This window comes from Nocardiopsis salina YIM 90010, from assembly GCF_000341025.1.
Classification (GTDB): Bacteria; Actinomycetota; Actinomycetes; order Streptosporangiales; family Streptosporangiaceae; genus Nocardiopsis; species Nocardiopsis salina.
The window spans coordinates 1-6,422 of the sequence record NZ_ANBF01000010.1; the positions used below are offsets into that span (position 1 = coordinate 1).

Annotated in this window: 6 protein-coding genes; 4 read left to right on the plus strand and 2 right to left on the minus strand. The window is 68.4% G+C overall.

Features of this window, described 5'->3' with window-relative positions:
* Positions 1-345: site-specific integrase (locus tag D474_RS0100975; RefSeq protein ID WP_026118060.1), on the minus strand; the 345-nt coding region annotated here is incomplete at its 3' end.
* Positions 346-1,377: 1,032 nt separating this feature from the next.
* Here D474_RS0100975 and D474_RS32110 point away from each other — a divergent pair.
* Complete coding sequence (locus tag D474_RS32110) at positions 1,378-1,527, plus strand: hypothetical protein (RefSeq protein ID WP_161628650.1); 150 nt, start codon at positions 1,378-1,380, stop codon at positions 1,525-1,527.
* Between the two features lie 9 nt (positions 1,528-1,536).
* Here the strand turns inward: D474_RS32110 and D474_RS0100980 are convergent, their stop codons facing one another.
* Positions 1,537-3,150, minus strand: coding sequence for an FAD-binding oxidoreductase (locus D474_RS0100980; RefSeq protein WP_040702890.1), 1,614 nt, complete (start codon positions 3,148-3,150; stop codon positions 1,537-1,539).
* A 246-nt stretch (positions 3,151-3,396) separates the two neighbouring features.
* Between D474_RS0100980 and urtA the strand changes: the two genes are divergently transcribed.
* The 3 genes from urtA to urtC all read left to right on the plus strand — a co-directional run.
* Positions 3,397-4,611 (plus strand): urea ABC transporter substrate-binding protein, encoded by a 1,215-nt coding sequence (urtA, locus tag D474_RS0100985; RefSeq protein ID WP_017611734.1) that lies wholly within the window; start codon positions 3,397-3,399, stop codon positions 4,609-4,611.
* 42 nt (positions 4,612-4,653) lie between these two features.
* A complete protein-coding gene (urtB, locus tag D474_RS0100990; protein ID WP_017611735.1) occupies positions 4,654-5,544 on the plus strand; it encodes an urea ABC transporter permease subunit UrtB in 891 nt (296 codons plus the stop codon).
* Positions 5,541-6,422 (plus strand): urea ABC transporter permease subunit UrtC (gene urtC, locus D474_RS27230; protein WP_017611736.1); only part of this gene is annotated, 882 nt, incomplete at its 3' end. The genes urtB and urtC, both read left to right, overlap by 4 nt.

Genomic DNA, 6,422 nt, shown 5'->3' on the forward strand with positions numbered 1-6,422 from the left:
CGGGTTGCCGGAGACCACCTGCTCAGCCACCCAGAACCGGAAGAACCCGTTCCACGTCGACCACGCCCGCACCACACTCGAAGCCGCACGGCAGGCAGCGAACTCCGCGAACGCCGCCCGCAGCACCACCACCTCCAACTCCTCCAGCACCACCCGGTCGGGGCAGGTGCCCAACACCGCCGCGACCTCGCTCAACACCGCCTCCAGGTCGCGCCGGTAGGCCGCCACGGTGTGCGCCGAGGGTTTGGCCGCACCACGAGCCCGCAAATACTCGTCGATGCGCACCACCACCAGATCCCGCCCCTGGAGGTCCTGCTGTTGCTCTTCGTCGTGCTGAACACCCATGCCCCCAGCATCCCCCAACCCCGTCCGCTCGCCACCAACCGGCCCACAACCACAGGCGATCGCGCGGGGCAGGGGAGAGGCACCCGGTGTTCGCGATGCGTACAGATAAGGTGTGGCCGGCGTGCGGGCGGGGGAGTGCGGTACCCGCCGCGCCCGGATCAGCGGTGCAGGCCCAGGCGCCGGCCCGCAGGCCAGGGGAGCGCAGGCCCACAGACCCAACAGGGGAGAGGGCGTACGTCATGCGTACACCTTCGGGGGAGCAGCAGATCAGCCCGCAAGGACGGGAGGGGCGGCCGGGGAAGGTGCATTCCGCGTCGACGCCATACAGGACACAAGCACACACTCGAGCACATAACTCGCAAAATCATGCATAACACAGTTTATGCATGAAACATCGAAGAGCAGGGGCCAGGAGAGCGGGGGCGGTGCCACAGAAGGTTCGCACACAGGCGCACACAACCGCCCACGGGCACCCGCGCCCGAGCATCCCGGTGCACGACAAGCCGGTGCACGCACCCACACACCCAGGGGCACGGCGCGACGTTCTCCCTGCAGACGACGGAACGAACAGTCGTCGGCCGGACCCACGTTCTCTCCGCTCATGCAGAACAGGCCCCGTCCGCGGCCAGACAGACAGGTCGGCATTGCAGCCACACACGATGCACGCGCCCCACAGGCCGCCCGGACCACGAGCGCCGACCCGACGCTCCTGCCGACCCGCGCCCGCGCGCAGGCTCCCATCAGCGCACCCAGCCCTCAGAACGCATCGGCCTCACACACGGGGCGACGGTGACCCCCCGCACACCGACCCGCGCCCTGAGGCTCACCCCCTTCCCCGCAACCCACACACAACACCGATAATAAACATTATGTCAAGTAAAGCGGGTCAAGGCGCCCACACCTCCCAACACACCGGCAATCCAGCCCCCACACCCGCCCCCGCACCAACACCAGGCCAAGACCTCACACACCCATCACAACCCCGACCAAAACACCCCCACACCCCAGCCCCGCCCACCTATGCTGCCCCCTATGCTCATCCACCTCATGTGCCGCGCCTGCCTGGGCAGCGGAACACGCGTGGACGCCCACGCCCACCGGGACGGCCAGGCCCTGTCCCAACGCCCCTGCCCCGACTGCCACGGCAGCGGCCACCACACCCAACCCGCCACCCGACGATGAGACCCGCCCTCACACCGCACCCACCGGCCACAACACCCCCGGGTTGAGCACCCCCGCCGGGTCCACCTCCCGCTTGAACGCCCCCATCCCCGCAGCGAACACACCCGGACGCTCCCCCGCATACCAGCGCACATGATCACGACCCACCGCATGGTGATGCGTGATCGTCCCACCACACTCCGCAAGGGCCGAGGACACCCGCGCCTTGATCTCGTCCCACTGGCCCACCATCGACCCCCACCGCCCCTGCGCATACACCCCGAAATACGGCGCCGCCCCGTCCCGGTACGCATGCGTCAACCGGCACGTCACCACCCCCTGACCCCCACACACCTGCGCGATCGCCTCCTGCGCCACAGCAACGACCTGCGCATGCAACCCCTCCAACGCCTCCCACGTGCACGCCGTCTCGAACGTCTCCACCAGCACCGAACGCCGCGCCAGAGCATCACGCTGATACGGCATCCGCACGAACGCCGACCGCCACCGGGCCGAACGCTCCTCACGCCCTCCCCCGTCACCATCGGCCTCGTCACTGTGACGCACACGCCCCACACGCCCACCGTGATCGGCGCACAGCTGCACCACACGCTCCATCGCCGCGTCCTGAGGGTGATCGGCCGACTCCAACCCCACCACCAACAACCCGCCCCGCACCGAGGTCCCAGCGTTGATCAACGCCTCCGCCACATCCAACAGCCGGCAGTTGGCCGGTTCCAACCCCGAACGCGCCAACGCCCGCACCGCCGCCACACCGTCCAAGAACCGGTCGAAGACCACCGAGGTCTGCGACCGCCACCGCGGCCGCTCCCGCAACCTCATCCACGCCTGCGTGATCACCCCGAGCGTGCCCTCCGAACCCAGGAACACCCCGTCAGGGCTGGGACCGGCACCCGACGAGGGCACCCGCGCCGACTCGGCCACCCCCGCAGGTGTCACCACCCGCAACGACTCCACCATCGCGTCGATCCGCGTGGGCCCCGTCGCGAAATGGCCACCCGCCCGTGTGGCCAACCACCCACCCAGACTCGAGAACTCGAACGACTGCGGAAAATGCCGCAGACTCCACCCGTGCGGCCGCAACTGCCCCTCCAGGTCCGGCCCCAACACCCCCGCCTGCACCGACGCAGCCCCACTGACCCCGTCGACCTCCAACACACGCCGCATCCGAGACAGATCCACCGTCACCACACCGGCGAACCCCTCACCCACACGCGGCTCCACACCACCCACCACCGAACTCCCACCCCCGTAGGCGATCACCGCAACATTCGCCCGAGAGCACCAGTCCAACAACCGCTCCAGATCCGCCTCCCCCTCCGGGAAGGCCACCACGTCCGGAACCGGGCCCACCACCCCCTCCACATTGCGCACCACGTCCCGCAACGCCTTGCCCCGCGCATGCCCCACACGCACCACGGGCGCCACCGAACACACATGCGCCAACGACCCAGGGACAACCACCCGCGGCTGCGCCAAGTCCAACGACTCCACCGCCGGCGGATCATGCACCGTCAGATCCGCCTCAGGCAGGAACGAACGCACCGCCCGCTCCAACTCACGGGCCTCCCCGCCCCGCACCGCACACTCCTCCAGGCCCCAGCCCCACCACGAACGACCCACACAACCACCTCACACACCGACGGCCCGCGCCCGAGCGCCACCGCGGCACCCCCGCCACCCGCATCCTCCCCCCGGCCCCCCCACCGGCACCACCCCCGCACCCGACCCGATCCACCCCCAACCGCCGAGGGCGGATTTAACCCGCCCACCGGATACCGACATGTATACGTAACCGGCCGACACCACCACAGAAACACCCCGCCCCCAGCCTCCTAGGGACACCACCCCGACCCCTCGGGAGGCCACGTGAGAACCCGCCCCACCCACACCGCCCTGGCCGCCGCCCTGGCCCTGACCACCGCCGCCACCGGATGCACCACCCCCGGAACCGCCGGCGTCGACGAGGACACCGTCACCGTCGGCATGCTCCACTCCCTGTCCGGCACCATGGCCATCAGCGAAGTCACCGTCCGCGACGCCGTCCAACTCGCCATCGACGAGATCAACGCCGACGGCGGCGTCCTGGGACGCCAGATCGAACCCGTCATCGAGGACGGCGCCTCCGACGAAGCCACCTTCGCCGAACGCGCCCAGAAACTCCTCACCTCCGACGACGCCGCCACCGTCTTCGGCACCTGGACCAGCGCCTCACGCAAAGCCGTCCTGCCCGTCTTCGAACGCAACAACGGCCTGCTCTGGTACCCCGTCCAATACGAAGGCCTCGAAGCCAGCGACAACATCGTCTACACCGGCGCCACCACCAACCAACAGATCATCCCCGCCCTGGACCACCTGCGCGAACAAGGCCACACCAGCCTCTACCTCGTCGGCAGCGACTACGTCTTCCCCCGCACCGCCAACCAGATCATCACCGCCTACGCCCAGGCCCACGACATGGACATCGTCGCCGAGGAATACACCCCCATGGGCCACACCGAGTACTCCACCATCACCAACGACATCGCACACCACGAACCCGACGCCGTCTTCAACACCCTCAACGGCGACTCCAACGTCAGCTTCTTCCAACAACTGCGCTCCGCCGGAGTCCACGCCGACGACACCCCCGTCCTGAGCGTCAGCGTCGCCGAAGAAGAGATCGACGGCATCGGCGCCGACAACATCACCGGCCACCTCACCGCCTGGAACTACTACCAGAGCACCGAAACCGAACCCAACAGCCGCTTCGTACAGGCCTTCACCGACACCTACGGCACCGACCGCGTCACCTCCGACCCCATGCAGTCCGCCTACAACAGCGTCCACCTGTGGAAAGCCGCCGTCGAACAGGCCGACAGCTTCGAAGTCGACGACGTCCGCGCCGCCCTGGACGGCATCACCATCGACGCCCCCGAAGGCACCATCTCCATCGACGGCACCACCCAACACCTCGTCAAGACTTCCCGCGTGGGCCAGGTCAACGACGACGGCCTCATCGACCAGATCTGGTCCACCCCCGAACCCATCACCCCCGACCCCTACCTCGAGAGCTACGACTGGGCCTCCGACCTGCACAGCTGACCCCCACCACCACCCCGCTCCCCCACGACGAAAGGAACCCCGGTGGAGGCACTGCTGACCCAACTACCCACCGGACTGGCCATCGGCTCCGTCCTGCTCCTGGCCGCCCTCGGCCTCAACTTCACCTTCGGCCAAATGGGCGTCATCAACATGGCCCACGGCGAATTCATCATGGTCGGCGCCTACACCGCGTTCGTCCTGCACGCCTGGATCGGCCTCGACCCAGCCACCACCCTCCTGGCCGCCCTCCCCCTGGCCTTCGCCATCACCGGCACCCTCGGATGGCTCCTCGAACTCGGCCTCATCCGCCACTTCTACGGCCGACCCCTCGACACCCTCCTGCTCACCTTCGGCGTCGGCATGATCCTCCAACAAGCCGCACGCGACCTCTTCGGCGCCCCCAACGTCGACGTGCCCACCCCCACCTGGCTCACCGGCGGCATCACCCTCTTCGACACCGTCCGCATCCACCACTCACGCCTGTTCATCCTCGCCCTGGCCCTGACAGCCGTCGCTGCCCTGGCCTACTACCTGCACCGCTCCCGCCCCGGACGCCAGATGCGCGCCGTCATCCACAACCGCGACCTGGCCGCCACCACCGGCATCAACACCCGCAAGATCGACGCCGCCACCTTCTTCATCGGCTCCGGCCTCGCAGGAATCGCGGGCGTCGCCCTCACCCTCATCGGACCCACCGGCCCCACCCTGGGCACCAACTACATCGTCGACGCCTTCCTCGTCGTCGTCATCGGCGGCCTCGGCCAACTCCGCGGCACCGTCATCGCCGCCTTCGCCCTGGGCCTGCTCAACGCCACCGTCGAAGCCTGGGCCGACGCCTCCCTGGCCAAACTCATCGTCTTCGCCGCCATCATCGCCTTCCTCCAAACCCGCCCCCAAGGCCTCTTCACCGTCAAGACCAGGTCCCTGACATGACACACACCCACCCCACCCCCACCAAATGGCGCGGCCCCATCACCTTCATCACCCTCCTGGCCGCCGCCCTCCTCCTACTCCCCCTCCTCCTCGAACCCTTCCGCCTCAACCTGCTCGCCCAATACCTCTGCTACAGCATCGTCGCCCTCGGCATCGCCCTGGCCTGGGGACGCGGCGGCATGCTCACCCTCGGCCACGGCGTCTACTTCGGCCTCGGCGCCTACGCCATGGCCATGCACCTGACCCTCGAACGCGCCGCCCACGACCCCCTCAACACCACCGGACTCCCCCAATTCATGCAGGTCACCGGAGCCACCGAACTCCCCCTGCTCTGGCAACCCTTCACCAGCGCCACCTTCGCCATCGCCACCGCGATCCTCGCCCCAACAGCCCTGGCCACCCTCCTCGGATGGTCCGTCTTCCGCCAACGCGTCAAAGGCGCCTACTTCGCCATCCTCAACCAAGCCCTCGCCGCCGCCTTCGTCCTGCTCCTCATCGGCCAACAACACCTCACCGGAGGAACCAACGGCCTCACCGACTTCCCCACCTTCGCCGGCCACGACCTCTACACACCCACCGCCCAAACCACCCTCTACACCCTCACCGTCCTCACACTCGCCACCCTCTACCTCGCCTTCCGCCACCTCACCCGAAGCCGCTACGGAAAACTCCTCACCGCCATCCGCGACGCAGAAGACCGCGTCCGCTACCTCGGCCACAACCCCACCTGGCCCAAAACCCTCGCCTACGCCCTCTCCGCCATGGCCGCAGGCATCGCCGGAGCCCTCTTCGTCCCCATCATGGGCATCATCTCCCCCACCCTCATCGGCGTCATCCCCTCGATCATGATGGTCCTGGCCGTGGCCATCGGCGGCCGC

Coding starts and splice junctions, on each gene's coding strand:
- D474_RS32110 (WP_161628650.1), top strand. CDS start 1,378: ATGCTCATCCACCTCATGTGCCGCGCCTGCCTGGGCAGCGGAACACGC.